General features: G+C 47.0%; 15 protein-coding genes. 8 read left to right on the forward strand and 7 right to left on the reverse strand.

The window, feature by feature from the left end:
* Window positions 1-8: 8 nt before the first annotated feature.
* The 3 genes from DWW10_RS05015 to DWW10_RS05025 all read right to left on the reverse strand — a co-directional run bounded on the left by DWW10_RS05015 (window position 9) and on the right by DWW10_RS05025 (window position 5,239).
* Window positions 9-2,993, reverse strand: a complete 2,985-nt coding sequence (locus tag DWW10_RS05015; protein WP_118421432.1) for a TonB-dependent receptor — start codon at window positions 2,991-2,993, stop codon at window positions 9-11.
* A 243-nt stretch (window positions 2,994-3,236) separates the two neighbouring features.
* Window positions 3,237-3,500, reverse strand: coding sequence for a hypothetical protein (locus DWW10_RS05020; RefSeq protein ID WP_021967645.1), 264 nt, complete (start codon window positions 3,498-3,500; stop codon window positions 3,237-3,239).
* A 380-nt stretch (window positions 3,501-3,880) separates the two neighbouring features.
* Complete coding sequence (locus DWW10_RS05025) at window positions 3,881-5,239, reverse strand: sigma-54-dependent transcriptional regulator (RefSeq protein WP_022391866.1); 1,359 nt, start codon at window positions 5,237-5,239, stop codon at window positions 3,881-3,883.
* Between the two features lie 91 nt (window positions 5,240-5,330).
* On the opposite strand from DWW10_RS05025, the gene DWW10_RS05030 reads away from it, so the two are divergent.
* The 7 genes from DWW10_RS05030 to DWW10_RS05060 all read left to right on the forward strand — a co-directional run bounded on the left by DWW10_RS05030 (window position 5,331) and on the right by DWW10_RS05060 (window position 19,565).
* Window positions 5,331-6,170: a peptidylprolyl isomerase gene (locus DWW10_RS05030; RefSeq protein ID WP_118421433.1), complete on the forward strand. Its 840-nt coding sequence runs from the start codon at window positions 5,331-5,333 to the stop codon at window positions 6,168-6,170.
* A gap of 207 nt (window positions 6,171-6,377) precedes the next feature.
* On the forward strand, window positions 6,378-7,613 hold the full coding sequence (locus DWW10_RS05035; protein ID WP_118421434.1) for a M16 family metallopeptidase: 1,236 nt from the start codon (window positions 6,378-6,380) through the stop codon (window positions 7,611-7,613).
* Window positions 7,610-8,944 carry an MATE family efflux transporter gene (locus DWW10_RS05040; RefSeq protein ID WP_118421435.1) on the forward strand — a complete coding sequence of 445 codons (1,335 nt, stop codon included), beginning with the start codon at window positions 7,610-7,612 and terminating at the stop codon, window positions 8,942-8,944. Before DWW10_RS05035 ends, DWW10_RS05040 begins: the two co-directional genes overlap by 4 nt.
* A 41-nt stretch (window positions 8,945-8,985) precedes the next feature.
* Window positions 8,986-11,325, forward strand: a complete 2,340-nt coding sequence (locus DWW10_RS05045; RefSeq protein WP_118421436.1) for a hybrid sensor histidine kinase/response regulator — start codon at window positions 8,986-8,988, stop codon at window positions 11,323-11,325.
* A 90-nt stretch (window positions 11,326-11,415) separates the two neighbouring features.
* A complete protein-coding gene (locus DWW10_RS05050; protein WP_118421437.1) occupies window positions 11,416-16,050 on the forward strand; it encodes a translocation/assembly module TamB domain-containing protein in 4,635 nt (1,544 codons plus the stop codon).
* Between the two features lie 128 nt (window positions 16,051-16,178).
* Window positions 16,179-18,527 (forward strand): translocation and assembly module lipoprotein TamL, encoded by a 2,349-nt coding sequence (gene tamL, locus DWW10_RS05055; protein WP_118421438.1) that lies wholly within the window; start codon window positions 16,179-16,181, stop codon window positions 18,525-18,527.
* A gap of 126 nt (window positions 18,528-18,653) precedes the next feature.
* Window positions 18,654-19,565, forward strand: a complete 912-nt coding sequence (locus DWW10_RS05060) for a nucleotidyltransferase family protein (protein ID WP_022391701.1) — start codon at window positions 18,654-18,656, stop codon at window positions 19,563-19,565.
* A 94-nt stretch (window positions 19,566-19,659) separates the two neighbouring features.
* On the opposite strand, the gene DWW10_RS05065 is transcribed toward DWW10_RS05060, so the two are convergent.
* The 4 genes from DWW10_RS05065 to DWW10_RS05080 are packed head-to-tail and all read right to left on the reverse strand — an operon-like array spanning window position 19,660 to window position 23,029.
* Window positions 19,660-21,300 carry an ABC transporter ATP-binding protein gene (locus tag DWW10_RS05065; protein WP_022391702.1) on the reverse strand — a complete coding sequence of 547 codons (1,641 nt, stop codon included), beginning with the start codon at window positions 21,298-21,300 and terminating at the stop codon, window positions 19,660-19,662.
* A gap of 25 nt (window positions 21,301-21,325) precedes the next feature.
* Window positions 21,326-21,592 (reverse strand): PqqD family protein, encoded by a 267-nt coding sequence (locus tag DWW10_RS05070; RefSeq protein ID WP_022391703.1) that lies wholly within the window; start codon window positions 21,590-21,592, stop codon window positions 21,326-21,328.
* A gap of 9 nt (window positions 21,593-21,601) precedes the next feature.
* A complete protein-coding gene (locus DWW10_RS05075; RefSeq protein ID WP_022391704.1) occupies window positions 21,602-22,075 on the reverse strand; it encodes a S24/S26 family peptidase in 474 nt (157 codons plus the stop codon).
* A gap of 9 nt (window positions 22,076-22,084) precedes the next feature.
* The gene (locus DWW10_RS05080; protein ID WP_118421439.1) at window positions 22,085-23,029 is read right to left on the reverse strand and encodes a hypothetical protein; all 945 of its coding nucleotides are present in this window, start codon (window positions 23,027-23,029) and stop codon (window positions 22,085-22,087) included.
* A gap of 189 nt (window positions 23,030-23,218) precedes the next feature.
* On the opposite strand from DWW10_RS05080, the gene DWW10_RS05085 reads away from it, so the two are divergent.
* Window positions 23,219-25,576, forward strand: coding sequence for a family 43 glycosylhydrolase (locus DWW10_RS05085; RefSeq protein ID WP_182021352.1), 2,358 nt, complete (start codon window positions 23,219-23,221; stop codon window positions 25,574-25,576).
* Window positions 25,577-25,590 lie beyond the last annotated feature (14 nt).

Raw genomic sequence — 25,590 nt, forward strand, 5'->3', positions numbered from 1 at the left:
TTAAACACTTATAATTTTAGTCTGATTGACAATCCGTAGTAGAACTGCGGAATGTATGAACTGTTGTAGAGTGATGATTCCTGATTGTTTTGTGATGATTTCACCCGTCCCATGTGGTTGAAGAAATTATTTGCATAGAATGAAATGGAGGCAAAATCTCCGATCTCTTTTGTCAGGTTAATGTTGGCGGAGAAATACGAGGAAATCTTGTTGGGGTTAAAATAGTAAGATGTACTCGATTTAGTTACGAGTTTTGCCAGCTCATTATATAACGCTGTGTCATTCTCCTTTGCCCATGCAAATTTCTCTGCAAAAGGTATCCGGGTATCCGGATCTTCCCACGTAGAGTAATAGAGCGGGTAAACAGCTACATATTTGTTTTTTCCGTAGATATCATAATCAGTACTAAAGTAATCTCCGGCATTCTCCAGGGCAAAGCCTCTACTTTCTCCGTTGCTGTATTCCGACAAATTCTTCTTATAATTATAGAAGGAACCTTCTATTCTCATAGAGAGAATCATTCGTATTTTGGGAATATGCGTTGTGATAGTCAGATTCATATTTAGCTGTTTAGACAAGCTGCCGTTAGAAACGGAAGCAGAAGCAGAAGAGGAAGTAGAGGTTATGGAGGAACCTCCATAATAACCCACATACTTATATGGGTTGCCATCAGCCATATTCGATGCTGAGCTTGGCATCCATGCAATCAGGTTTTCTTCTATACCTTTATAATAGTAATAATTTCCATCCAGGCGGACTGATGTTCTCAGTGCGGGGATTTGTGCGAAATCAATAATCCAGTCGAGTCCCATTCTTTCTACCGGTGAACCGTTTCTATATTGGATGTTCGATTTGAATGTATTGCGGGTATTATAAGATAATTCTTGGCTTGGGTATGCACCTGTTTTATCTGTAACAGTAACGATACCTGTCTGCTGGTCAATGCTGTAAACCCTGTTTGCCGAAGGAATTTCGCAATTATTCAGATGCTCTTGAGTAGTCAGATTATAAGAATAAGGTGTGTATACATTTGTACGCATGTATGGATTATATGTTTTGTTCCGGAAAGCTGATACTGAAATCCTTGTTCCTTTGATGGTGGCTTCCATACCTATCTCTGCTTGTCGGGTATATTGCCACTTCAGATCGGGATTATAGATGGCTTTTGAGGGAATCGTGCTGTAAGCATAGAAGGTGGTTCCGTCACTCATGGTTCCTGGAGCAAAGGCCAGTTTGTCCGAGTAAGAGGGTGATGGGTAAAGGACTTCAAATGAAGGTAGTTTTACGGATTTACCTACACCGCCATATACATTTAAATCGCTGACCCATTTATCTGCATTCTTCCATAATGTATATTGCGCATTGAAACGTGGAGAGAAACTATTTGCTGTTCCGTATTCGGAATTCTTGATATAGGTGATATCCGAACGTACTCCTGCTGTCAATTCCAGGGAAGAAGAGTTCCCTCCGAGAGGAAGTGTTATTCTATCTTCCAGATAGCCTGCTATATTATTAAGGAATGGTAATTCATCATAGCGATATTCACGCCAGGTAGGTGCATAGCGCATATCATCGTAATAGAGTCCCCGGCCTTTGTTACCGCTACTATTCAGTTCCGCCCCAAGCATGATTCTGTTGGAAATCTTTCCCCAACGTTTTGCCCAGTCGGCTTTTAGTTTCACTGCATAGCTGACAGGTTTGTTATCGGTATATGCCAGTTGATACCAGTATCCGGTAGGACTGAGGATAATTTCAGCATTTGGATTCTCATCATAGTTACTTGCTATGAAATATCCTTCCTGCGTACTATGAATAAGGGGCTGTGTGGATGCGCTACTTTTATTGGTGTTTACTTTAGACAGCTTGTCTGAGTATGACATGGAGGCTGTCAGTGAGAGGTTGGTTATCCATGGTCTGTTCAACAGCCAGTTCAGGCCGATGTTTCCGCGAAAAGTGTAATCGCGTGTTTTTGTATAAGTATCTTTAAAAGCATCCGGGTCGGCTTCAGAATTGTAACCACCTATGTTTCCGGTAAAGCCCGCATTCAGTGAAAGTGGACGCTGGGCTTTCCGGTTCAGGGTATTAGAGTAAGTCAATGTTAAAGAATTGCGATCATAGGCAGTATGTGGAGAGGCCAAGTCAGAGGTTGACTTTGTGCGTTCCAAACTGGTATTAATTGTACCTGCTCTGTCTCCAAGCAAAAAGCCTTTACTTATGGCAATTTGTTTTGTTTTAGGTTGGGTGGCCAATTCGATGATAAACGGTGTTTTCCCTTTCCGCGTATTTATTTTTACGATTCCGTTTGATAAATCTCCATATTCCACAGATGGAATTCCAGTAATAATTTCTACCGATTCAATGTTTGAAGAACTGATATTACGCAAGCCTGCACCTTTTGTTTCGCTCATTTCCGAGTTGTTTTGCAGGCGCACACCGTCTACTGTGACAGCAGTACCGAAAGAAGCATTTCCCATTTCGCTGCTTCCGCTTCGTAGAGCGATACGTTCGTCAGAGCTTGCCAGATTCTGGTCACCGGTTGATTTACCGCCCGGTAATAGAGTGCTGAGACTGCTGACATTTAATATTTGTGCATGATCCAGAGTGGCACGATCTATTGTATATGAAGTTGTTGGGTCACTTATTTTTTTCTGTGCTGTAACCACCACTTCATTTAGCGTCAGATTGCTTTCCTGTAGTGTGATTAGTAGGTCTTCGATGTTTTTCTGTACATCTATATCCAATGTCTGCGTAACGTATCCCAAATATTGTGCAGTGATTTTTACTTTGCCGGCTGGTACTTGATTGATAGTGAACGCTCCTTTTTCATTAGTAATGGCCCACAATTCGTATCCGGGCAAATATACTGTAACGAACTCCATTGGAGACTTGTTCTTGTTATCAACAACCCGTCCCTTAATTGTATAATGCTGGCAGAATCCTGATTGTATAAAGCCTAAAGTGAAAAGAAAGAATAATATATATCTGTTAGCCATCGGGGATGTTATATTAAAACGGTAGTGCTACTACTATTTTTTTTGCAAAGGTAAAGAGATGGCGACAGGTAGGAAATCGCTATTTGTTGGTAATTTAAGGATGTCGTTGGGGGATGAAGTACTTATAAGTAGGTATTTGAGTTTCTGCAAGAAGATAGATGATAGGGTTGGGACTAGAAACGACAAAAGCCGTTCCCCAGAATAGACAAGGAGGGAACGGCTTTTGTGGCAGTGTGCTTACTATTATTCAGCAGGCTGTGCAGGTGTTTCCGTTGCAGGAGTACCGTTGGCGGGAGCGTTGGCTGCGGGTTGTTCAGCTTTCGGTTCCTCTGCCTTTGGTTCTTCTGTTTTGGGTTCTTCCTTGGCAGGCTCAGCGGTTTTGGGCTCTTCAGTGTTTCCCGTTGCCGGTTGTTGCTGTTGAGTTTTTACCGGGTCCTGAGCGTTTGCCACGAAAGAACCACCACAAACAAACATAAACAGGGCTGCTACTAATACTAACTTTTTCATAATCATTTGCTTTTTTAGTTATACTAAATATATATTTTATAGTTAAGAGTTTAGGTTTCCTTTTTTCAATTTAGGAAGCTTGACGCTTACGTAAAATATAGTTGCAAAGCTCGTGCCAGTGAGAAGGCTGATTGAGCAAGTTGTTGATTATTAGTGTTATTGAAGATTTTGGAATATGTGGCACAGTGTGGAATTGTGTGGAAAGTGTGGAATCAGGTGTGGAAAAATTCCACACTAAGGTACTCTGTTGCATACCAAGTCCGTGTCAAGCCCGTACCAACGCCGTACCAACTCCGTGTCAAGTCCGTACCTATTCTAACTGTATAGATACGGAGCAGATATGGACTTGATGCGGTTGGGATACGCTGCAAAGAGCCTCTTTAGCTCTCTATTTCGTAAAGTTTCAGCTTATTATACAGGGTTTTGCGGTCTATACCCAATAGTTGAGCTGCCCGGCTTTTGTTATTTCCCGTTTGCCGTAATGCTTCGATTATCTGATGTTTTTCTGCTTCTTCATTACGCAATGGCAGACCTACGTGAGGATGAGTGATTTGTTGCAACTCGGTCAATTCTTTCAACGTGATAAGTTGGTCCTGCGCTAATAGGGTGGCACGGCGTACCACATTCTTCATCTGTCGCAGATTTCCCGGCCAGTGGTATTCCAGCAATGCCCGGGATGCTGCATCATCAAACCCGATCAACTGTTTATCCAGTTCCCGATTGGCTTGGTCGAGGAAGAAGTTGGCAAAGAGAAGGATGTCTTCTCTCCGGTCCTTGAGCTCGGGCATGCGTAGGGTGAACTCATTGATGCGGTGGAACAGGTCCTGGCGGAAAGTTCCTTTCTCGATGGCCTGTTCCAAATCTTCATTCGTAGCGGAAACCAGGCGCACATCTACTGTGATTTCTTTATTGGAACCTACCGGACGGATTTTCCGTTCCTGCAAGGCACGTAACAGTTGTATCTGGACTTCGTAACTGAGATTGCCTATTTCATCGAGGAAGATGGTTCCTCCGTTGGCTGCAACAAAGGCTCCTGTCTTGTCTGTCAATGCTCCGGTGAATGAGCCTTTTACGTGTCCGAAGAACTCCGATGCGGCAAGTTCTTTTGGGATGGAGCCACAGTCGATGGCAACGAAAGGCTGACCGGCACGCTTGCTGAGTTGATGGATACGGTGGGCTACATATTCCTTACCCGTTCCACTGGCACCGTTGATCAGTACAGACATCGTGGTGGGGGCAACCAGTCTTACATAATTATAGAGTTGTTTGGCTGCATCACTCTCTCCTTCCAGATAGTCGGAAGACGGAGTGTCGCCTGCATTTTTTTGATGGGTACTTTCTCCTTTCCCGGAACCAGGGGCTTGTCTGGGAGAAGCAGCGGGTTGTTTCACAGCCTCACTTATTTTCTTTAGAAGTTCGTCCGGATTTACAGGCTTGGCAACGTAGTCGCTGGCACCTAATTTCATAGCTTGCACCGCCGATTGTATATCGGCATAGCTTGTCATCATGATGAGCGGAATGGACAGACCTTGCTCTCCCAACCACTTCAACAGGTCGATGCCGTCCTTGTCGGGCAGACGCAGGTCGGACAAAATCAAGTCGGCACCCTCTGTTTCCAAATGTTTCTGGGCGCGGGCGATACTGCTGACGGAAGCTACCTGAAAGCCTTTTTTGCCTAACCAGGTCTTCAGCATCATACCGTAAGTAATGTCGTCTTCAACGATGAGTATAGATTTCATTGCCTTATCTTTTGTCTCTTTTAAGACACAAAGGTAAACCGATTTGTCTGAAAATCGTATATTTGCAAACTTAATTTAAATAAAAAGCGTTATGAAGAGGAATTTCATCGTATTATTAACCATACTGATTTGCAGCGTTACAGCCTGCCAATCGGGACAAAAGAAAGATAGAAACATGGATCAGGAAACTAAATTGAAGATCGAAACAACTGCGGGTGACATTATCGTGAAACTGTATAATGAGACGCCGCAACATCGTGATAACTTCATCAAACTGGCGGAAGAGGGTACATACGAAGGTACATTGTTCCACCGTGTCATCAAGGATTTTATGATACAGGCAGGTGACCCGGAGTCAAAGAACGCTCCGAAAGGAAAGATGCTGGGCTCGGGGGATGTAGGTTATACAATTCCGGCTGAGTTTGTTTATCCGAAGTATTTCCATAAGAAAGGTGCGTTGTCCGCTGCACGTCAGGGTGACAACGTGAATCCGAAGAAGGAATCATCCAGTTGCCAGTTCTACATTGTGACGGGTAAGGTGTATAATGACACTACGTTGCTGGGTATGGAGAATCAGATGAATCAGAACCGCTTGACGACGGTGTTCAATGCTTTGGCGCAGAAGCACATGAAGGAAATCTACAAGATGCGTAAGGAGAACGACCAGGACGGCTTGATGAACTTGCAGGATTCACTGTTTGCACAGGCTGAGGCGGAAGTTGCCAAGCAACCGGAATTCCACTTTACACCGGAGCAGGTGAAGGCTTACACGACGGTGGGGGGGACTCCACACTTGGATGGTGAGTATACTGTATTCGGCGAGGTGATTGAAGGTATGGATATAGTGGATAAGATACAGCAGGTGAAGACTGATCGTAGCGACCGCCCGGAAGAGGATGTGAAGATTATTAAGGTTGAGGTTCTGGACTAAAGTTTTCTCCGTTCAAATTGGTGGTAATGAACTAAATGCTAATAATGATTTAGGCGCGGATTACGCGGATTACACGGATTAAAGGCTGCGCTATTACACTGTATTACAGAAAAAATCCGTGTAATCCGCGTAATCCGCGCCTAAAATTATATTCATAACCCGCTAGAAATGAATTAATTCCTCTATCAGTCTACAACTCCCAATCTTATGAAGATAAATAAACTAACCCTTAATAACGGTCTGCGACTGGTGCATCATGAAGATCTCAGCACTCAGATGGTAGCACTGAACATCGTTTATGATGTAGGTGCCCGGGACGAACATCCCGAACATACCGGCTTTGCCCATCTGTTCGAACATCTGATGTTTGGCGGTTCTGTGAATATACCTGACTATGATGCCCCTTTGCAGTCGGCAGGTGGCGAAAACAATGCCTGGACGAACAATGACATTACAAACTATTACCTCACCGTTCCCAAGTCGAATGTAGAGATTGGCTTCTGGCTGGAGTCCGACCGTATGATGGAACTGGCATTCAGTGAACAAAGCCTTGAAGTGCAGCGCGGTGTGGTCATGGAGGAGTTCAAACAACGTTGTCTGAACCAGCCTTACGGAGATGTGGGACATCTTATCCGTCCGTTGGCTTACGAGGTGCATCCGTACCGCTGGCCTACCATCGGAAAGGATTTATCGCACATCGAACAAGCTACACTGGAGGAAGTGAAGTCATTCTTCTACCGCTTTTATGCACCTAATAATGCTGTGCTTGCCATTACCGGAAATATATCGTGGGAAGAAGCTATCCGATTGACAGAAAAGTGGTTTGGCCCGATTCCCCGCAGGGATGTGCCTGTGCGACAATTGCCGCAGGAACCCGTACAGATGAAGGAACGCAGGCAGGTAGTGAAACGTCCTGTTCCCTTGGATGCGCTGTTTATGGCTTTTCATATGTGTAGTCGCGAGCATCCTGATTATTACGCTTTTGACATCCTTTCAGATATCCTTAGCAACGGACGCTCCAGTCGCTTGAACCGTCGGTTGGTGCAGGAACAGAAATTGTTCTCCGGCATAGATGCTTATGTTTCGGGAACGCGTGACGCGGGATTGTTGCATATCAGCGGAAAACCGTCAGCCGGAGTGCCACTGGAACAGGCTGAGGCCGCTGTACGTAAAGAGTTGCAGGAGTTACAGCAAGTGGCGATAGAAGAACAGGAATTGGAGAAAGTAAAGAATAAGTTTGAATCCACCCAGATATTCGGGAATATCAATTACCTGAATGTAGCCACAAATCTGGCATGGTTCGAATTGACCGGACAGGCAGAGGATATAGACCGTGAGGTAGAACGGTATCGCGCAGTGACGGCAGAACGTCTGAAGACAGTTGCACAAGAGACTTTTCGTGAGGAAAACTCGGTGGTATTATATTATGAGAAAGATAAATGAATAGATTAATTGCTACATACAAGGGGCATTATAAAGCCCTCTTTTACTTAGGACTTCCCATCGTTATCGGCCAGATGGGTGTCATTGTTCTCGGATTTGCCGATACTCTGATGGTGGGACACCACAGCACGGCCGAGTTGGCTGCTGCTTCTTTCACCAACAATCTTTTTACACTTTGCATTATTTTCAGTACCGGTTTCTCTTATGGACTGACGCCTGTAGTGGGTGAGTTCTACGGAAACCGTCGTTTCATGGAGGCCGGACAAGCTTTGCGCTCAAGTCTGCTTGCCAATGTGTTGGTAGCGCTGTTACTGACACTTATTATGACTGTCGTCTATTTCTGTGTGGAATATATGGGGCAACCCGAAGAACTGATCCCCTTGATAAAACCCTATTTCCTGATTCTACTCGCATCCTTGGTGTTCGTCATGTTGTTCAATGGCTTTAAGCAGTTTACGGATGGCATTACTCAAACACAGACTGCTATGTGGGTGCTTCTTGGTGGAAATGCGCTGAATATTATCGGTAACTATGTATTGATTTACGGAAAGTTTGGTTTCCCGGAGTTGGGATTGTTAGGTGCGGGTATCAGTACCCTGTTTTCACGTATTGTTATGGTCATTGTTTTTGCATTGATTGTCTTTCGTAGTAGGAGGTTCCTGAGATATAAGGTCGGATTCTTCCGCCTGGGATGGTCGAAGCAAATGTTCAGGAGACTGAATGGACTTGGCTGGCCCGTCGGTTTGCAGATGGGCATGGAGACGGCTTCATTCAGCCTTAGCACAATCATGGTCGGTTGGCTGGGAACTATTGCTTTGGCGTCGCATCAGATTATGCTCACTATTTCTCAGTTCACCTTTATGATGTTCTACGGGATGGGGGCGGCGATTGCCGTTCGTGTCAGTAACTTCAAGGGACAGAACGATATGGTGAATGTCCGCCGTTCGGCATACGCCGGTTATCACCTCATCTTGGCAATGGCGGTGGTGCTTCTGAGTATCGTGTTTCTGTTGCGCAATCAGGTGGGGAGCTGGTTCACGGATAGTGTGGAAGTTTCTGCTATGGTGTCCTCTCTGTTCCTGCCATTCCTGGTTTATCAGTTTGGCGATGGCCTGCAAATCAGCTTTGCTAACGCCCTGCGTGGTATCGCAGACGTAAAACCAATGATGTTCATTGCATTTATTTCCTATTTTGTTATATCTTTGCCTGTAGGATACCTATGCGGTTTCGTGCTGGGTTGGGGTACGGTCGGCGTATGGATGGCTTTCCCATTCGGACTGACGAGTGCAGGTATTATGCTTTGGCTGCGTTTCCGTTATAAAACGAGATGAAAGAAAGTGATACTATCACCCTATCACTATAATATATAAATATGAATAATGTCTCCAAGAAGAAGATAGCTGCCGGTTATGTGGTACTGTTGGCAGTCTTGCTTTATTCCCTGTTCTTCGTGCACCGGGAAATGGAGAACCTTATGAGTTCGGATAATAGCGATATCCTGCGTACGGATAGCCTGATAGGGCTTTTGCGAGAAAAAGATGCTAATACGGTCCGCTTGCTGCGTACGTTGAGCGAAGCCAATGATAGCATGATTTCCGCTCGCGAGGTGGAGCAGATTATAGCTGAACAGGATACCATTATCACCCAACAACGTGTGCAACGTCGTGTTACTGCCCGTCGTGATACGGTTGTGACACAACCTAAGAAGAAAGGTTTCTTCCGTCGTCTGGGAGAAGTCTTCGTTCCACCACGCAAAGATTCTGCCGTTCAGGTACAAACTACCCTTGAAGTTGCTACGGATACTGTGCTTGATGCTTATAATCCTGTTGATTCACTGCACGCAAAATTACGTACCGTTGCCCAGCAAAAGAAAGCAACTAATAGTGTGATACAGCGCCGTAAGCGGACTTTGCAACGCCTTGATCATGCGCTGAGTGCCCGTATTGATAGTCTTTTGAAGGGATATGAACAGGAAACCCTATTGCGTGCCCGCGAAGAGGCTGAATATCAGAAAGCGGTACGCCATCGCTCTGCAACGATCATCTCAGGCATTGCTGCCGGTGCCGTTGTGCTATCCGTTATCTTTCTTGTCATGATCTGGCGGGATGTTACTCGTAGTAACCGCTATCGGCGCCAGTTGGAAGAAGCTAACCGCTTTGCCGAAGAGTTGCTTGCCTCTCGCGAAAAGCTGATGCTTGCCATTACCCACGATTTCAAAGCTCCCTTAGGTTCTATCATGGGGTATGCCGATTTGCTTTCCCGGCTCACTGTTGATGGTCGGCAACGCTTCTATCTCGACAACATGAAAACCTCCTCAGAGCATCTGCTGAAACTGGTTACCGATTTGCTCGATTTTCATCGCCTCGACTTGCATAAAGCTGAGATAAACCGTGTTACTTTCCATCCTGCACGCCTGCTGGAAGAAATATACGTCAGCTTTGAACCGCTGACTTCTGCCAAAGGATTGTCTTTGAAATGTGAGATAGATCCCGAACTGAAAGGAACTTTCATCAGTGACCCTTTACGCTTGCGTCAGATTGTGAATAACTTGCTTTCCAATGCAGTGAAGTTTACTTCGGAGGGGGGCATTACGCTGACTGCCAGTTTTGTGCCGAAAGGTGATCCGGCTTTCTCCGGAAATCACTTGAAGCTTTCTGTTATCGATACGGGAAAGGGAATGGAACCCGGTGATCGTGAACGTATCTTCCAGGAATTTACCCGTTTGCCGGGAGCACAGGGAGAGGAAGGATTCGGCTTGGGATTATCTATTGTCCGTATGCTGGTGCAACTGCTGGAAGGGCATATCGAAGTGGATAGTGTGCTCGGAAAGGGGAGTACGTTTACGTTGCGGGTACCTTTGTATCCGGTGGCTTTGAATGACATTTCCGAAGTGAATGAACAGAAGAATGAGAATTCATCCTCTTCATCTGTTCAAACTACTGCTTTGCACATCCTCTTGATTGATGACGACCGTATCCAGCTCACTCTCACTTCTGCTATGCTTGCACAGAGTGGCATCACTTCTGTTGCTTGTCTGCAATTGGATGAATTATTGGAAGCCCTCCGTACCGATACTTTCGATGTATTGCTTACCGATGTGCAAATGCCCGCCATGAATGGTTTCGACTTGCTGAACCTGTTGCGTGCTTCGAATATTCCGCAAGCTAAGACTATACCCGTGATTGCTGTGACTGCCCGTAGTGATATGCAACGTGAAGAGTTTCTGAAACATGGTTTTGCCGGAAGCTTGCACAAACCATTTATGGTGAATGAACTGTTTGCTGAATTGGATATTGAAAAAAGAGAAACAGGTCTTGTTACTCCGCAGAATCATGTAGAAGCGGATGCTGTACAGACGGATAGGATTGCAACTGAAGCAGTTTCTGTTTCTGCATTAAACTTCGCTGCTCTCACTGCTTTCTCAGGTGATGATTCTGATGCGGCAAAATCTATCCTGGAAAGTTTTGTCACAGAAACACGCCTGAATGCTGATCGTTTGCGGCAGGCATTAGATGCTGAAGATACAGATGGCATAGCTGCCATGGGGCATAAGATGCTTCCTCTGTTTACTTTACTGGGAGCCAATGAGCTTGTTGCTTTATTGAAAGAGCTTGAAGACTCACGCGGGCAAGTATTCAGTGAAAAGATAAAAGAGAAATCCTTTTCAGCACTTGCTCAGATTGAAGATGTCGTGGCACAGGTAGAGGAATAAATAGCCTTTTTCTCTTCTGCATCAACCAAATGTCGTTAGAATTTGTTTACTTTGTAACGATTTAAACACTGACTATCGATTGACGTCCTAATGAGAAGAAAATGGTTGAAATGGGTGGTGTGGATACTGCTCACCCCTATCATATTGTTTGTAATACTGATGGTATTGCTTTATATCCCTCCCGTACAGAACCTGATACGGAAGCAAGCCACTGCCATCGCATCCGAGGCAACGGGTATGGATATATCTGTTGAACGCATCGACCTCCGCTTTCCGCTGAACCTGCTGGTACGCGGTGTGCAGGTCATTCAGCCTATACAGGCAGATAAACAAATTTCCTCTGCTCCCGGCGACTCCCTTGCCGTGAAACAGGTTTCCGACACCCTGCTGACACTGGAAAGCCTGAACGTGCGCGTGCAGGCATGGCCGCTGATACGCGGAAAAGTAGAACTGGACGAGGTGACCGTAAACGGAGTTTTCCTGAATTCTGCCGATTTGATAGAGGGCATCCGCATACGTGGCGTGTTGGGGTGTTTTTTCCTTGAAAGTCACGGTATAGACCTGAAAAAAGAAGATGCTGTCATCAACCGTGTGGAACTGAGTGATACTCATATGCTCGTTGTGATGAACGACACTACCACTGCCGAACCGGATACCACGACTACCGCCCTTAACTGGAAAGTAGCTTTACACAAGTTGGCACTGAAAAATGTTTCCGTTGATTTGCAAATGCCGCTGGATTCCATGCGTCTTGCTGCCCGTCTGGGTGATGCAGAGGTGGATGATGCGGTTGCTGACCTGGGCGGACAGATGTACGGTCTGAAGAAATTTGAGTTGAGTAGTACTACAGTAAACTATGATACGGGTAGCCAATTGCTCAGTGCCATTAATAGCCTGATAGATACCGGTAGTCTTGCAGCTACCGATAGTACCGGTGTGAAACCTGCCCCGGGCTTCGATGCTTCGCACATCGCCTTGCGGGATATTCGCATTGGAGTGGACTCCGTGCTTTATCATGGACGGAACATAAATGCCGTTATCCGGGAATTCTCCATGAACGAGCGTTCCGGCCTGAGCATCACTTCACTGACGGGACGGGTATTTGCTGATTCCACTGTTATTCAGGTGCCTTCTTTAAAATTGCTTACCCCACACAGTGAAATGGATTTCACCGCCCAGACTTATTGGGAATTGGTAGAAATTCCCACTTCCGGACGACTCTCCGCCCGTTTCAATGCCCGTATCGGCAAGCAGGATGTAATGCTCTTTGCAGGTGACTTGCCTGATACATTCAAGGATGCATATCCTTTCCGCCCTCTTACCATCCGTGCCGGTACGGAAGGTAACTTCAAGCAGATGCAGATTTCCCGTTTCAATATCGACCTGCCGGGTGCTTTCACCTTGAATGGTGGTGGTGAGATTTGGAACCTCACCGACAGTTTGACGCGCAACGGAAGCATTGACTTTGATATCCGGACACAGAATCTGAATTTCCTTACCGGATTGACAGGTGTCACCCCCGACGGCTCTATTGTAGTGCCGGACAGTATGCACCTTGCTGCGCGACTTGGTTTGGATGGCTCCAATTATGATGCCAGCCTGAAGTTGAAAGAACGCGAAGGGCTGTTGAATCTGCTGGCTCGTTACAATACTTCTACCGAAGCCTATCAGGCAGACCTTCATGTGGATGCCTTGCAAGTGCACCACTTCCTGCCTAAAGATTCTATCTATACACTTTCGGCTAAGGTTGCCGCCAAAGGAAAAGGATTCGATCCCGCCAACCACCGTACTGTGGCTGCTGTACAAGCTTCTCTCGGTGAATTACAATACGGACACTGGAATATCTCCGGCATCGACCTGACAGCCGGATTGAAATCCGCTCTTGCCACTGTACACATGACGAGCGACAATGCCCTGCTGAAGATGCAGGCGGATGCCGATATGCGTCTTGACCGTAAATACCTGGATGGCAAGGTGGCTATGAATGTGGAGAATATCGGTCTGCATGAGTTAGGAATTTCTCCCAAACCATTGAAGCATCCTTTTGCTTTCACTCTTGGTGCCGAGGCACGCCACGACTCTATCAAGATGAGCATGGATGCAGGCGACCTCGACTTCCAGTTCCGTGCCCGCAGCACCTTGAAGAAACTGATGGATCAGGGTACTGTCTTTGCTGCACTGCTCACCCGGCAGATAGAACAGAAACAACTCGATCATGCTGAACTACGGAAAGCACTGCCCTCAGCCGGTATGCAACTGAAAGCCGGTAAGCAGAACCCTGTCAGCTATTTCCTGGCAACCAAGGATATTTCTTTTGATGACTTTATATTGCGTTTCGGCACCACGCCCCGACGTGGTATCAACGGACGAACTGCTATACATGGTCTGCGTATGGACTCCTTACAACTGGATACCATTTTCTTTGCTATCAGCCAGGACACTGCACGCATGAAGTTGCAGGGTGGTGTTATAAATGGTCCGAAGAACCCGCAGTTTGTCTTCCGCAGTACACTGACGGGAGAAATTCGTAACGAAGATGCCGAACTGACCCTGAATTATGTGGATGCGAAGGGAGATACCGGACTCGATCTGGGTATCAATGCCCGTCCTTTGATAGAAGGGCGGGGAAGGGGCAATGGCATTGCTTTCCGTCTGACACCTGCCGAGCCTATCATTGCTTTCCAGAAGTTCCACTTTGTAGATAACAGCGATTGGATTTATCTGCATAAGAATATGCGCGTCTACGCTAATGTCGATATGGACAGTGAGGACGGACTCTGCTTCCGTATGCAGTCCGACCGGTCTGATACCGTTTCTTTACAGAATATCAATCTGGAATTAATCCGTTTCCGCCTGGATAAACTAAGTGGCATTCTGCCTTATATGCCCCGTATCACGGGACTTTTCTCTGCGGAAGCAAACTATATACAAACAGCAACCTCCCTGCAAGTTTCCGCTGAAGCCGGTGTGGAAAAGCTGACTTACGAACGCCAGCCGGTAGGTAACATCGGACTGGGTGCCACATGGCTTCCGGGTGATAAAGGCACGCACTATCTGAACGCCTATTTCCGGTCGGGAGACCAGGAGGTACTGACTGCCGATGCCGTATTAACTCAGAAGAATGGACGTGATTCGCTTGAAGTCAACACCACTTTCGAGCATTTCCCGCTTTCTCTTGCCAATGCCTTTATGCCCGATCAAGTCGTTACTTTCACAGGTGATATTGACGGTGGACTTTATATCAATGGAGATATGGAGAAACCGAAGATGAGCGGCGATCTTTCATTAGACAGTGTTTCTGTCTACGCCCGTCAGGCAGGTGCTCGCTACTGGTTCGACAATCGTCCGTTGAAGATAGAGAATAACCAGCTTATATTTAATAAGTTTGCTATATATACCACCAGTCGTAACCCCTTCACGATAGACGGAAACGTGGACTTCCGGAATATGGACCGACCGACAGCAAATCTGACCTTGCGTGCACAAAACTATACTCTGCTCGATGCACCCCGTACACGCGAGAGTATGCTTTACGGTAAAATCTTCGTGGATTTGAATGCTACCGTACGTGGTCCGCTGGATGGACTGACCATGCGCGGAAACATGAATCTGCTGGGTAACACAGATGTGACCTATGTGTTGACTGACTCTCCTCTGACTGTAGAAGACCGTTTGGGTGAACTCGTTACGTTCACTTCCTTTACGGATACTACTTCGGTACAGGCAACGGAAGTTCCCACTATGTCGCTTGGCGGTATGGACATGTTGATGTCTGTGCATATTGATGATGCCGTACGCTTACGTGCCGATCTCAGTCCCGACCGCAGCAGCCGTGTGGAACTGGAAGGTGGAGGTGATCTGAATCTTCAATATACTCCGCAAGGCGATCTCACATTGTCCGGTCGCTATACGTTGATCGGTGGTATGATGAAATATGCCCTGCCCGTTATTCCTCTGAAAGAGTTCCAGTTTGTCAATGGAAGTTATGTGGACTGGACGGGTAATCCGATGAACCCTTCACTCAACCTGACTGCTACGGAACGCGTCCGCGCTTCCGTATCCGATGGCGATGACGGTGGTTCGCGTATGGTGAACTTCGACGTTTCCATCAGCATCAAGAACCGTTTGGAGAACCCAGATTTGAGTTTTAATCTGAGTGCTCCCGATGATGCCACCGTGCAGGGAGAGTTGGCAGGAATGAGCGCCGATGAACGAAGCAAGCAGGCCATCACTATGCTTGCCACCGGTATGTATCTTTATAACAGCGGAAAAGGTGGTGGTTTAACCATGGGTTCCGCACTGAACAGTGTGTTGCAAAGCCAGATTAATTCACTGACCGGAAACCTGAAGAATGCTTCCCTCAGCGTGGGTATTGAAGACCGTACCGCTGCCGAAACGGGCGATAAACAGACCGACTACAGTTTCCGTTACTCGCAGCGTTTCTTTAATGATCGTGTACAGATCATTATCGGTGGAAAAGTGTCCAGTGGTGCCAATGCAACGAATGACGTAGAATCGTTCATCGATAATATTTCTTTGGAGTATCGTCTGGATAATAGTGGTACACGCTATGTCCGCGTATTCCACAACAAGAACTATGAAAGTGTGCTCGACGGTGAGATAACCGAGACAGGTGTCGGCCTTGTGCTTCGCCGGAAGATGGACCGCCTGAGTGAGCTGTTCATATTCAAGAGAAAGAAGAAAGTAGAACCTGTAAGCGAATAGTGTAAAAGAAATAGCAATAGTATGATGCCTCTCGAATCATTCTCAGTTCTCCTCCTCCCGGGAGGAGGAGTACCCGAAGGGGGAGGTGGTAGGCACATACATAAATTCTTAATACATAGAAGAATAAAATGAAGAAACTTGTATATATACTCCTTGCAACCCTGCTTCTGGCAGCCTGCTCCACTACTAAGCACCTGCCTGAAGGCGAAGTGCTCTACACCGGTCAGAAGACGATGATTGTAGAGAACCGCTCCGATACCAAGGTAGGCGAGACCGCTATGGAAGAAGTGGAAGCCGCCCTTGCCAAAGCTCCCAATAACTCCCTGCTCGGTAGCTCCGAATACCGCATTCCTTTCCCTTTCGGACTGTGGGTGTACAATGGTTTTGGAAAGTACAAGAAAGGTTTCGGAAAGTGGATATTCAACCGCTTTGCCGCTACTCCCGTGCTCATATCCTCCGTTAATCCGGACATCCGACAGAAAGTAGCGACAAATATCCTGCACGATTATGGGTACTTCAATGGCACGGTAAGTTATCAAACTTTCGTTAATCCTAAGGACAGTCTGAAAGCCAAGTTGCAATACACGGTCAATATGCGCAACCCGTACTTTATTGATACCGTTTATTATAGGGGATTCAACAGTACCACCATGCAGATTATCAACCTCGGCCGCCGTCGTTCCCTGATCAGCCCGGGTGAACAGTTCAATGTTACCGATCTTGATGGTGAGCGTACCCGCATCAGCGGCCTGCTGCGTAATATGGGGTATTACTATTTCCGCCCTGACTATCTGACCTACCAAGCCGACACCACTCTCGTTCCCGGTGGGCACGTCAGCCTGCGCATGATCCCCGTTCCGGGTATGCCGAAGGATGCTGAACGCCCTTTCTTCGTAGGTAAAACCAATTTTTACCTCCAAGGTCCGCAAGGGCAAACGCCGAATGACAGTCTCTACTACAAGACTTTCTGGATACATTATTATGATAAACTGAAAATACGTCCCAATATGCTTCACCGTTGGCTGAATTATCAAGGCTATCAACGGAAACGGCAGGAACTGGACAAGGGAGGTATGCGCCGTCGTCCGGAAAAGTTATATAGCCAGTATCGGCAAACCCGTATCCAGGAGCGTCTGGCAAGTGTAGGTATTTTCCGTTATCTGGAGATGCAGTACACGCCTCGTGATACGGCACTCGTTTCCGATACGTTGGATGTGAATATTCGTGCCATGCTGGATAAACCGTATGATGCCGAACTGGACTTTAATATCACCATGAAGAGCAATAACCAGACCGGTCCCGGTGCCGCCTTTACCGTGACGAAGAACAACGTCTTCGGCGGTGGTGAAACCTGGAATGTGAAAGTGAACGGCTCTTATGAATGGCAGACAGGCAAGAACAGCAGCTCGCTGATGAATAGTTACGAGTTGGGCTTATCTTCTGCACTTACCTTCCCGCGTATCGTCTTTCCCCGGATGGGTACCAAGGAATATGACTTCCCGGCTTCCACCACCTTCCGTGTCTATATAGACCAGATGAACCGTGCCAAGTACTATAAACTGCTTGCTTTCGGTGGAAACGTCACGTATGACTTTCAGCCTGTGCCTACCCGGAAACACAGTATCACGCCCTTCCAACTGACATTTAACGTGTTGCGTAATCCGACTGCGGCTTTTGAGGAAATACAAGCTCAGAATCCGGCCCTTTACATCAGCCTCCGTAATCAGTTTATTCCCAAAATGGAATATACATACACCTATGATAACGCTTCTCTCCGCAGTATCCGTAACCCCATCTGGTGGCAGACTACATTCGGTTCTGCCGGTAACCTGACCTCTTTGGTTTACAAGGCATTCGGACAGTCGTTCAGCAAAGAAGACAAGAAGCTGCTGGGAGTGCCTTTCGCGCAATTCCTGAAGCTAAATTCGGAGTTTCGCTATCATTACCGGATAGATAAGAACCAGATGATTGCTTCCCGTATTGCAGGAGGATTTATATGGTCCTATGGAAATGCGACGACTGCACCATATACCGAACAGTTCTACATAGGTGGTGCCAACAGTATCCGTGCCTATTCTGCACGCAGTATCGGCCCCGGTGGCTATCCACCTGATAAAGAGAAAAAGTATTCCTATATCAACCATGTGGGCGATATCCGTATGGAAGCAAACGTGGAATATCGTTTCCGTATTCTCGGCGATCTGCACGGAGCTGTCTTCCTCGATGCAGGTAATGTCTGGTTGATGCGTAAGGATGAAAACCGTCCCAATGGGCAGCTGACGTTGAAGAATTTCCCGAAACAAGTTGCTTTGGGCACAGGTGCCGGTCTGCGCTACGACCTGGACTTCCTCGTATTCCGTTTCGACTGGGGTGTGGCACTGCATGATCCGTATGATACAGGAAAGAAGGGATATTATAATATTCCGAAGTTTAAAGATGGTATGGCATGGCATTTTGCTATCGGCTATCCGTTCTAACGGTGAGTTTTGTACGATAGAGCTAAAATATGAACCAATTGTCTACCTTTCTTGACTTTATTTTTTGTAATTTTGCCCCCGTAATCAAAACAAGGATACACTAACCTTTTTAAATAATAACTAAGTATGAAACCAACTTTATTCTTATTGGCAGCCGGAATGGGCAGCCGTTACGGTGGCTTGAAGCAATTGGACGGACTGGGTCCGAATGGCGAAACTATTATGGACTATTCAATTTATGACGCCATTAACGCCGGATTTGGTAAGCTCGTTTTCGTAATCCGTAAGGATTTTGAGAAAGACTTCCGTGATAAAATTATTTCAAAATATGAAGGTCATATCCCGTGTGAACTGGTGTTCCAGTCTATCGACGATCTGCCCGAAGGCTTCACTTGTCCCGAAGGTCGTACGAAACCCTGGGGAACCAACCATGCCGTAATGATGGGTGCTGATGTAATTCAGGAACCGTTTGCTGTTATCAATTGCGACGACTTCTATGGTCGCGACTCTTTCCAGGTAATGGGTAAATTCCTTTCTGCACTGCCCGAAGGTTCAAAGAATGTATATTCAATGGTAGGTTTCCGCATTGGCAATACATTGAGCGATAGCGGTACTGTATCTCGCGGCCTTTGCGGTACGGATGTCAACAACCTGCTGACTTCTGTTGTAGAACGCACTAAGATCCAGCGTATGGATGGCGAAGTGAAATACATTGACGATAATGGCGAATGGGCAGCTACTCCCGAAACAACTCCGGTAAGTATGAACTTCTGGGGCTTTACTCCCGATTACTTCGCATACAGCTGCGATTTCTTCAAGAGCTTCCTGAGCGATCCGAAGAATATGGAGAACTTGAAGAGTGAATTCTTCATTCCGTTGATGGTAGATAAATTGATTCAGGACGGTGTCGCTACATGCGAAGTCCTCGATACTACAAGCAAATGGTTTGGCGTGACTTATCCTGAAGATCGCCAAAGCGTTGTAGATAAAATCCAGGCTTTAGTGGATGCAGGCGAATATCCTGCCAAGCTGTTCTAAGTTTGGAGAACTTTGCGAAAGCAAATTTAAAATTAGGAATGAAAGGGAGTCATCGTGAGATGGTTCCCTTTTTAATTTCACGGCAATGCATCTTTTAAAGTTGTATCGTAGCTTCGCAAGCCTCGGCTACTGCCAGATGATGTGTGATGAAGATGAATGTCTTGCCTGTGCAGTCTCTGCGCAGGTTTTTAATTAATTGTCGTTCTGTTTCGGGATCAAGGGCAGAGGTGGCTTCGTCCAGCAGCAGGATGTGTCCGGGACGGAGGAGGGCGCGGGCGATGGCGATACGCTGGGCTTGTCCTTCGCTGAGGCCGCCACCTTGTTCATTGAGATTGGCATCTATTCCATCCGGTAGAGAGAGGATGAAGTCGGCACAGGCGGTGCGGAGAGCCTGGAGCATTTCGGTTTCAGTGGCATGGGGATTACCCATTAGTAGGTTGTCACGAATGGTACCGCTGAAAAGAGTGTTTCCCTGGGGGACATAGACGAAGTTGGAACGGGTTTGAGGGGAAACTTCAAGAGTTGAGAGTGAAGATTGTGTTATGTTTGCAGGTGAAAGGGTAATACTTCCTTCTTGCGGGTCAGCGAGTGCGAGAAGCAACCGGATCAGGGTGGTTTTTCCGGCGCCAGTTTCACCCAATACGGCAGTACAGCTTCCGGCGGGGAAGTTGCAGGAGAAGTGATTTAGTATAGGTCGGTCACCTGTTGAATAACTGAATGTGACATCTTTCAATTGTAAATCCGGGGTTTGGGGGAATAGTTGTGATGCTCCGCTTGCTTCAGCGGGAAGTTCTTCCAGTTCCATCAATCGTTCTACAGCGGTGAGGGCATTGATAAAGGAAGGTAGCAGGCGTGAAAGATCGAGTGCAGGCCGTTGTACTTTTCCTACCAGTTGCAGGAAGGCGGTCATTGTTCCGAAGGTGATACTGCCTGTGCTGAGGCGCATAGCACCCCAAAGGAATGCTGTAAGATAGCCGCCGGAGAACGCAAATGCCACCAGCATACGTGCAGAGAGTGAAAAGCGGGTACGACCGAATATCTGACTACGGAGTGCATCTTGCAGATCATCCAGTTTTCCGATATGCCGGTCGCCTTGTTCTAGGGTTTTAATGACGGTGCGGTGTTGTAGGCTTTCTTGTATAACGGATTGGATGCGGCTGTCGCTCTGCCGGATTTCACGGGTGTAGCGGCGCATTCGTTTCATATAGAAGCGGCTACCTAATAGGAAGATAGGCAGAATACCTACCACTACCCAGGGCAGGGACGGATCGAGAAAGCAGAAGAATACAAATGCGGCTATCAACTGAACGATGGTAACTATGAAAGCAGGGATCGTGCTGGTCAGTAACTCCACGATGGAAGCAGTATCCTGTTCCACCCGGTTTACGATGTCGCCGGTGTGAAAGCGTTCCAATTCGTTCCAGCGGCTTTGCAATAGACGGGAGAAGAGGCGATGGCGCAGTGCATTTTCTGTTTCCACTTGCATACGGGCACTGAGCCAGGTATCGACGGCTCCACACAGAAGTTGGGCGATTAACAAAGCAATGGTAAGGATGGCGGCATTGGTCAGGCTTCCGATGGCGGCGCCTGTGGCAATGTCGATGACGACCTTGGAGGCATAAATAAAGGCAAGAGAGACCGCTACCCCAATGATACCTGTGAGGCAGGAGAGGAGAATACGTCCCCGTTGCCCACGAGATACTTCCCAGATGTACTTTATTTGCTTTGTCTTCATAATGAGTTAGTAACTCGTAGCTTATTTACTTTATGATTCCGGCTTCCAGCCAATTCTTTATCAGTTGTTCTGCATCCCGCTTTGCGGTTTCAGAGTCTACTTCATAATTTTCCATAAGGAAGTCGGTAAGGGTGTAGGCATTGAAATCCATTCCTTCCACATGTTTCCAAAGATAGGCTGCTGTAGAGTTCAGACTAATGATATTATTGAAATCCACATTTTGAGTGCCGTTGTACATGATGATGTATTCGTCACTAATCTGATGTAAAGTAAATCCGTCCTTGATTTTCATTATTCGTACTTATTGGGTTGTTACTCTTCTGATTCTTCTGAATATCGCCAGTAGCCATCGCCTTACAGAGGTTAGTTTCAGCCACCAGAAAGAATAGCGCTGCCAGACACGGCCATTGCACGGATATTCTTTTTCTTTACGGATGGCGGCAATCATTATTCCCATGACATCGTCTACATTCGTTTGTTCGGTTATCCGTATATTACCGTCGCCCTGCAGTGTTAGCTCTTTGCCGTTACGACGGGTGATGCGGTGGAAAACGATACGTCCGTTCGTATCTCTGGCGAGTACGACCGTATTCAGTTGCAGATCGTTATCGGTAAAAGGACCTAAGACAATGCGGTCGCGACGATCCACAAGAAACGGGTTCATACTATTTCCTCTGACTGTCAGGGTTACGGTATGTCCTTCGCTGATGAGGCGTGCTACTTCGGGCAACAGTACCTCGTTGGGGATGATTCTTTTTCGTCCGTTATCTATCATAATGTTGGTTTAGCTTGTAGCTTGTTGCTTAATTGTATTAAAACAAACCTCCGCCGCCTCCTTGTCCGGCAAGCATTTCAGAAAATACACCGGAGTATGGGCCGCAAGATATTTCACTGTCTCGATGACACCATTATTCAATTCTCTCACTTCTTTCAGATTAGAGCACGATGGCAATAGCGATGCGAATGCCCGTGCCGGACTCTCCCGCTGAATCTCATTCACCGGCGCCTGTTCCAATCGTACAAATGCCCCTACAGGAACAGAGTCATTCTTGTAGCAAGGCGTCTTTCCGCTCCAGGGTGAACCGTAAACTGTGGCTTCTTCTGTTTCCTGGTTGAAGTGCACGATGGGATTATCATCGTTCAGCAGTTCGCAGCCGGGGATATGTTTTAGCCACAATCCGCTGTGTGTACTCTTTCCCGTTCCGCTTTTGCCTTGGAAGAGATATCCCTTTCCATCTTTTTTTATAACGGAAGCGTGCATTAATACAGTATCGGAACAAGCCGTATTGAAAGCATAACTCATCATCAGGATATTGTTGAGCACGAATGCGTCCGCCTCCGTCTCGTGCAGGAACAGGACGCCCGAAGCGAATCCATAGTAGAAATAGGTCAGGTACTCCTTCGGATCGTTGGGGGCGAGGATGGTGATGAGGTGCGAGGTCGTGTTCGGTATCATACTGATCTTGCACTTGGCTCCTTCCCATTCGAACTCGACGAGTGGATGGTATTTAGTGTTGTCTTCCCGCTCTTCTTCGGTGATTTTGCTTTCCTGCTCGACGGTAAGTGTGAACATCATCTTGGGTGCTTTCTTCTTTAACTCTTCAAGAGTCAACAGGAATGGTTTCAAGGAGGGAAGCAGTGTTTCTATGCTCCAGTTCGGAATGGTGGAGACGATGTCAAAGAAATGAGGCCCTACTTGACAGGCCTGTATGTTACGTTCTTCTTTCATGCTCTGTAATGAGTTTTTGGGTTGATATTTATAGTATCGGTGTAAAGGTAAAGGTATTCTTCTGATTGGACAACTGAATTTTACACAATATTACAGGTATCGGTTCATTTCTCCAGTCTTTTCCGTTTCGGTATGTTCCGGAGATGCTATATCTTTGTAGGCAATGAAATCATTAATCTTGAATAAATCATGAAAACTGTACTTATCTGGTTGGCTTTGTGCTTCGGTACCCTGATGACCACCTGTGCCAATGGAACGGCTTACCTTTTTTCCTATTTCATCAACGACAGCAGAGACGGACTGCATCTGGCTTATAGCTACGATGGCCTGAACTGGACCGCCCTGAATGGTGGCAAGTCTTACCTGACCCCTGCCGTGGGTAAAGATAAACTGATGCGTGATCCGAGTATCTGCCAGGCACCCGACGGCACCTTTCACATGGTCTGGACTTCCAGTTGGACCGACCGGATTATCGGCTATGCCTCTTCCCGCGACCTTATTCATTGGAGTGAGCAGCGAGCCATCCCCGTCATGATGCACGAACCGACTGCTCACAATTGCTGGGCGCCCGAACTTTTCTACGATGAGCCGTCGCAGACATATTATATCTTCTGGGCAACCACTATTCCCGGCCGTCATAAAGAAGTGGCAACCAGTGAGAGTGAGAAAGGGTTGAACCATCGCATGTACTACGTAACCACGAAAGATTTCCAGACCTTTTCAAAGACCAAGATGTTTTTCAATCCCGATTTCAGCGTCATTGATGCTGCCATCGTGAAAGACCCGAAGAACGAGGAGCTGATTATGGTGGTGAAGAATGAAAACTCCAATCCTCCGGAGAAGAATCTCCGCATTACCCGTACCAGAAATCTGGCGAAAGGATTCCCTACTAAAGTTTCCCCTTCTATCACTGGAAACTACTGGGCTGAAGGACCTGCCCCCTTGTTTGTAGGTGATACGCTCTATGTTTATTTCGATAAATACCGCGACCACCGTTACGGCGCAGTCCGTTCGCTGGATCATGGTGAGACTTGGGAAGACGTGTCCGACCTGGTTTCATTCCCTCGTGGCATCCGTCACGGGACGGCTTTTGCTGTGGATGCCTCCGTTGTGGAAGCTTTGATAGCAAATCGTAATTATAATCCTCTGATTCCCGATAATCTGGCTGACCCTTCACTTTCTAAGTTTGGCGATACCTACTACCTCTATGCTACCACTGACCTGGACTATGGTCTCGGTCGTGCCGGAACACCGGTAGTGTGGAAGTCGAAAGATTTTGTGAACTGGAGCTTTGAAGGCTCGCACATCCAGGGCTTCGACTGGGCGAAAGGTTATGATTGGGTGAATGACAAAGGAGAGAAGAAAACTGGCTATTTCCGTTATTGGGCTCCCGGAAAGGTGATTGAGCAGAACGGTACTTACTACCTCTACGTCACCTTTGTGAAACCGGATGAGAAGATGGGTACGTATGTCATGATAGCTGATCGTCCGGATGGTCCTTTCCGTTTTGCTGAAGGTAACGGGCTTTTTGCTCCGGGAACGGAAGGTGTGGATAGTCCGTTTATCGTAAATGACATTGACGGGGAACCTTTTATTGATGACGATGGCAACGGTTATCTCTTCTGGCGCCGTCGGTTGGCTGCCCGTCTTTCTGCTGACAGGCTTCATATAGAAGGTGAGCCGCTGACTATGCAGACTGCCCGTCAGGGATATTCCGAGGGCCCATTGATGTTTAAGCGGAAAGGTATCTATTATTATGTATATACGTTGAGTGGAAATCAGAACTATGTCAATGCTTATATGATGAGCCGTGAATCTCCGCTTAGTGGTTTCGTCAAGCCGGAAGGTAATGATATCTTCCTCTTCTCCGCTCCCGAAAACCAAGTCTGGGGCCCCGGCCATGGTAATATCTTCTATGATGAAAAGACGGATGAGTACATTTTTCTCTATTTGGAATATGGCGACGGTGGAACTACCCGCCAAGTATATGCCAACCGGATGGAATTTAATGAAGATGGAACCATCAAGACCTTAGTGCCCGATATGCATGGCGTAGGCTATCTGTCCGCTCCTCAGGAGGCACGCCGGAACCTGGCGTTGCAGGCTGACTTCCGGGCTTCCAGTGAGAAAGCTCCCCGTACGGTGGTGGTAGACATTGAGACACAACCGAATGATCCTTTGCCGGAGAAAGCCTCGGTGAAGAAATATACCCGTACACATACCTATCAGGCTACCTATGTAGGCGATGAATCGAACGGAACCCGTTGGATGGCTGCCATCACGGATAGCAGTCCGTACATTACGGTGGATTTGAAAGAGATGCGCAACGTTGGTGAATGCCAGTTCTATTTCACCAAGCCCACAGAAGGGCATACGTGGAGGCTGGAGAAATCTGTCGATGGTAAGCATTGGCAGGCGTGTGCCGAAGAAAAGAAACTTCAGGCACGGTCTCCCCATGTGGCTGTGGGTATCGGTGGGGCACGTTATCTCCGCTTACATATTCTGCGGGGAGATGCGGGGTTGTGGGAATGGAAAATATATGAGTAAGGCAATGGTGATGC

Origin of the sequence: Bacteroides intestinalis, assembly GCF_003464595.1 — a bacterium.
Taxonomy (GTDB): Bacteria; Bacteroidota; Bacteroidia; order Bacteroidales; family Bacteroidaceae; genus Bacteroides; species Bacteroides intestinalis_A.

Bases quoted from the DNA above. Each gene is read 5' to 3' on its own strand.
- DWW10_RS05025 (WP_022391866.1), bottom strand. From the start codon at position 5,239: ATGAAATCTATACTCATCGTTGAAGACGACATTACTTACGGTATGATG.
- DWW10_RS05065 (WP_022391702.1), bottom strand. From the start codon at position 21,300: ATGAAGACAAAGCAAATAAAGTACATCTGGGAAGTATCTCGTGGGCAA.
- tamL (WP_118421438.1), top strand. From the start codon at position 16,179: ATGAAGAAACTTGTATATATACTCCTTGCAACCCTGCTTCTGGCAGCC.
- DWW10_RS05085 (WP_182021352.1), top strand. From the start codon at position 23,219: ATGAAAACTGTACTTATCTGGTTGGCTTTGTGCTTCGGTACCCTGATG.
- DWW10_RS05040 (WP_118421435.1), top strand. From the start codon at position 7,610: ATGAATAGATTAATTGCTACATACAAGGGGCATTATAAAGCCCTCTTT.
- DWW10_RS05080 (WP_118421439.1), bottom strand. From the start codon at position 23,029: ATGAAAGAAGAACGTAACATACAGGCCTGTCAAGTAGGGCCTCATTTC.
- DWW10_RS05060 (WP_022391701.1), top strand. From the start codon at position 18,654: ATGAAACCAACTTTATTCTTATTGGCAGCCGGAATGGGCAGCCGTTAC.
- DWW10_RS05030 (WP_118421433.1), top strand. From the start codon at position 5,331: ATGAAGAGGAATTTCATCGTATTATTAACCATACTGATTTGCAGCGTT.
- DWW10_RS05070 (WP_022391703.1), bottom strand. From the start codon at position 21,592: ATGAAAATCAAGGACGGATTTACTTTACATCAGATTAGTGACGAATAC.
- DWW10_RS05075 (WP_022391704.1), bottom strand. From the start codon at position 22,075: ATGATAGATAACGGACGAAAAAGAATCATCCCCAACGAGGTACTGTTG.
- DWW10_RS05050 (WP_118421437.1), top strand. From the start codon at position 11,416: ATGAGAAGAAAATGGTTGAAATGGGTGGTGTGGATACTGCTCACCCCT.
- DWW10_RS05035 (WP_118421434.1), top strand. From the start codon at position 6,378: ATGAAGATAAATAAACTAACCCTTAATAACGGTCTGCGACTGGTGCAT.
- DWW10_RS05015 (WP_118421432.1), bottom strand. From the start codon at position 2,993: ATGGCTAACAGATATATATTATTCTTTCTTTTCACTTTAGGCTTTATA.
- DWW10_RS05020 (WP_021967645.1), bottom strand. From the start codon at position 3,500: ATGAAAAAGTTAGTATTAGTAGCAGCCCTGTTTATGTTTGTTTGTGGT.
- DWW10_RS05045 (WP_118421436.1), top strand. From the start codon at position 8,986: ATGAATAATGTCTCCAAGAAGAAGATAGCTGCCGGTTATGTGGTACTG.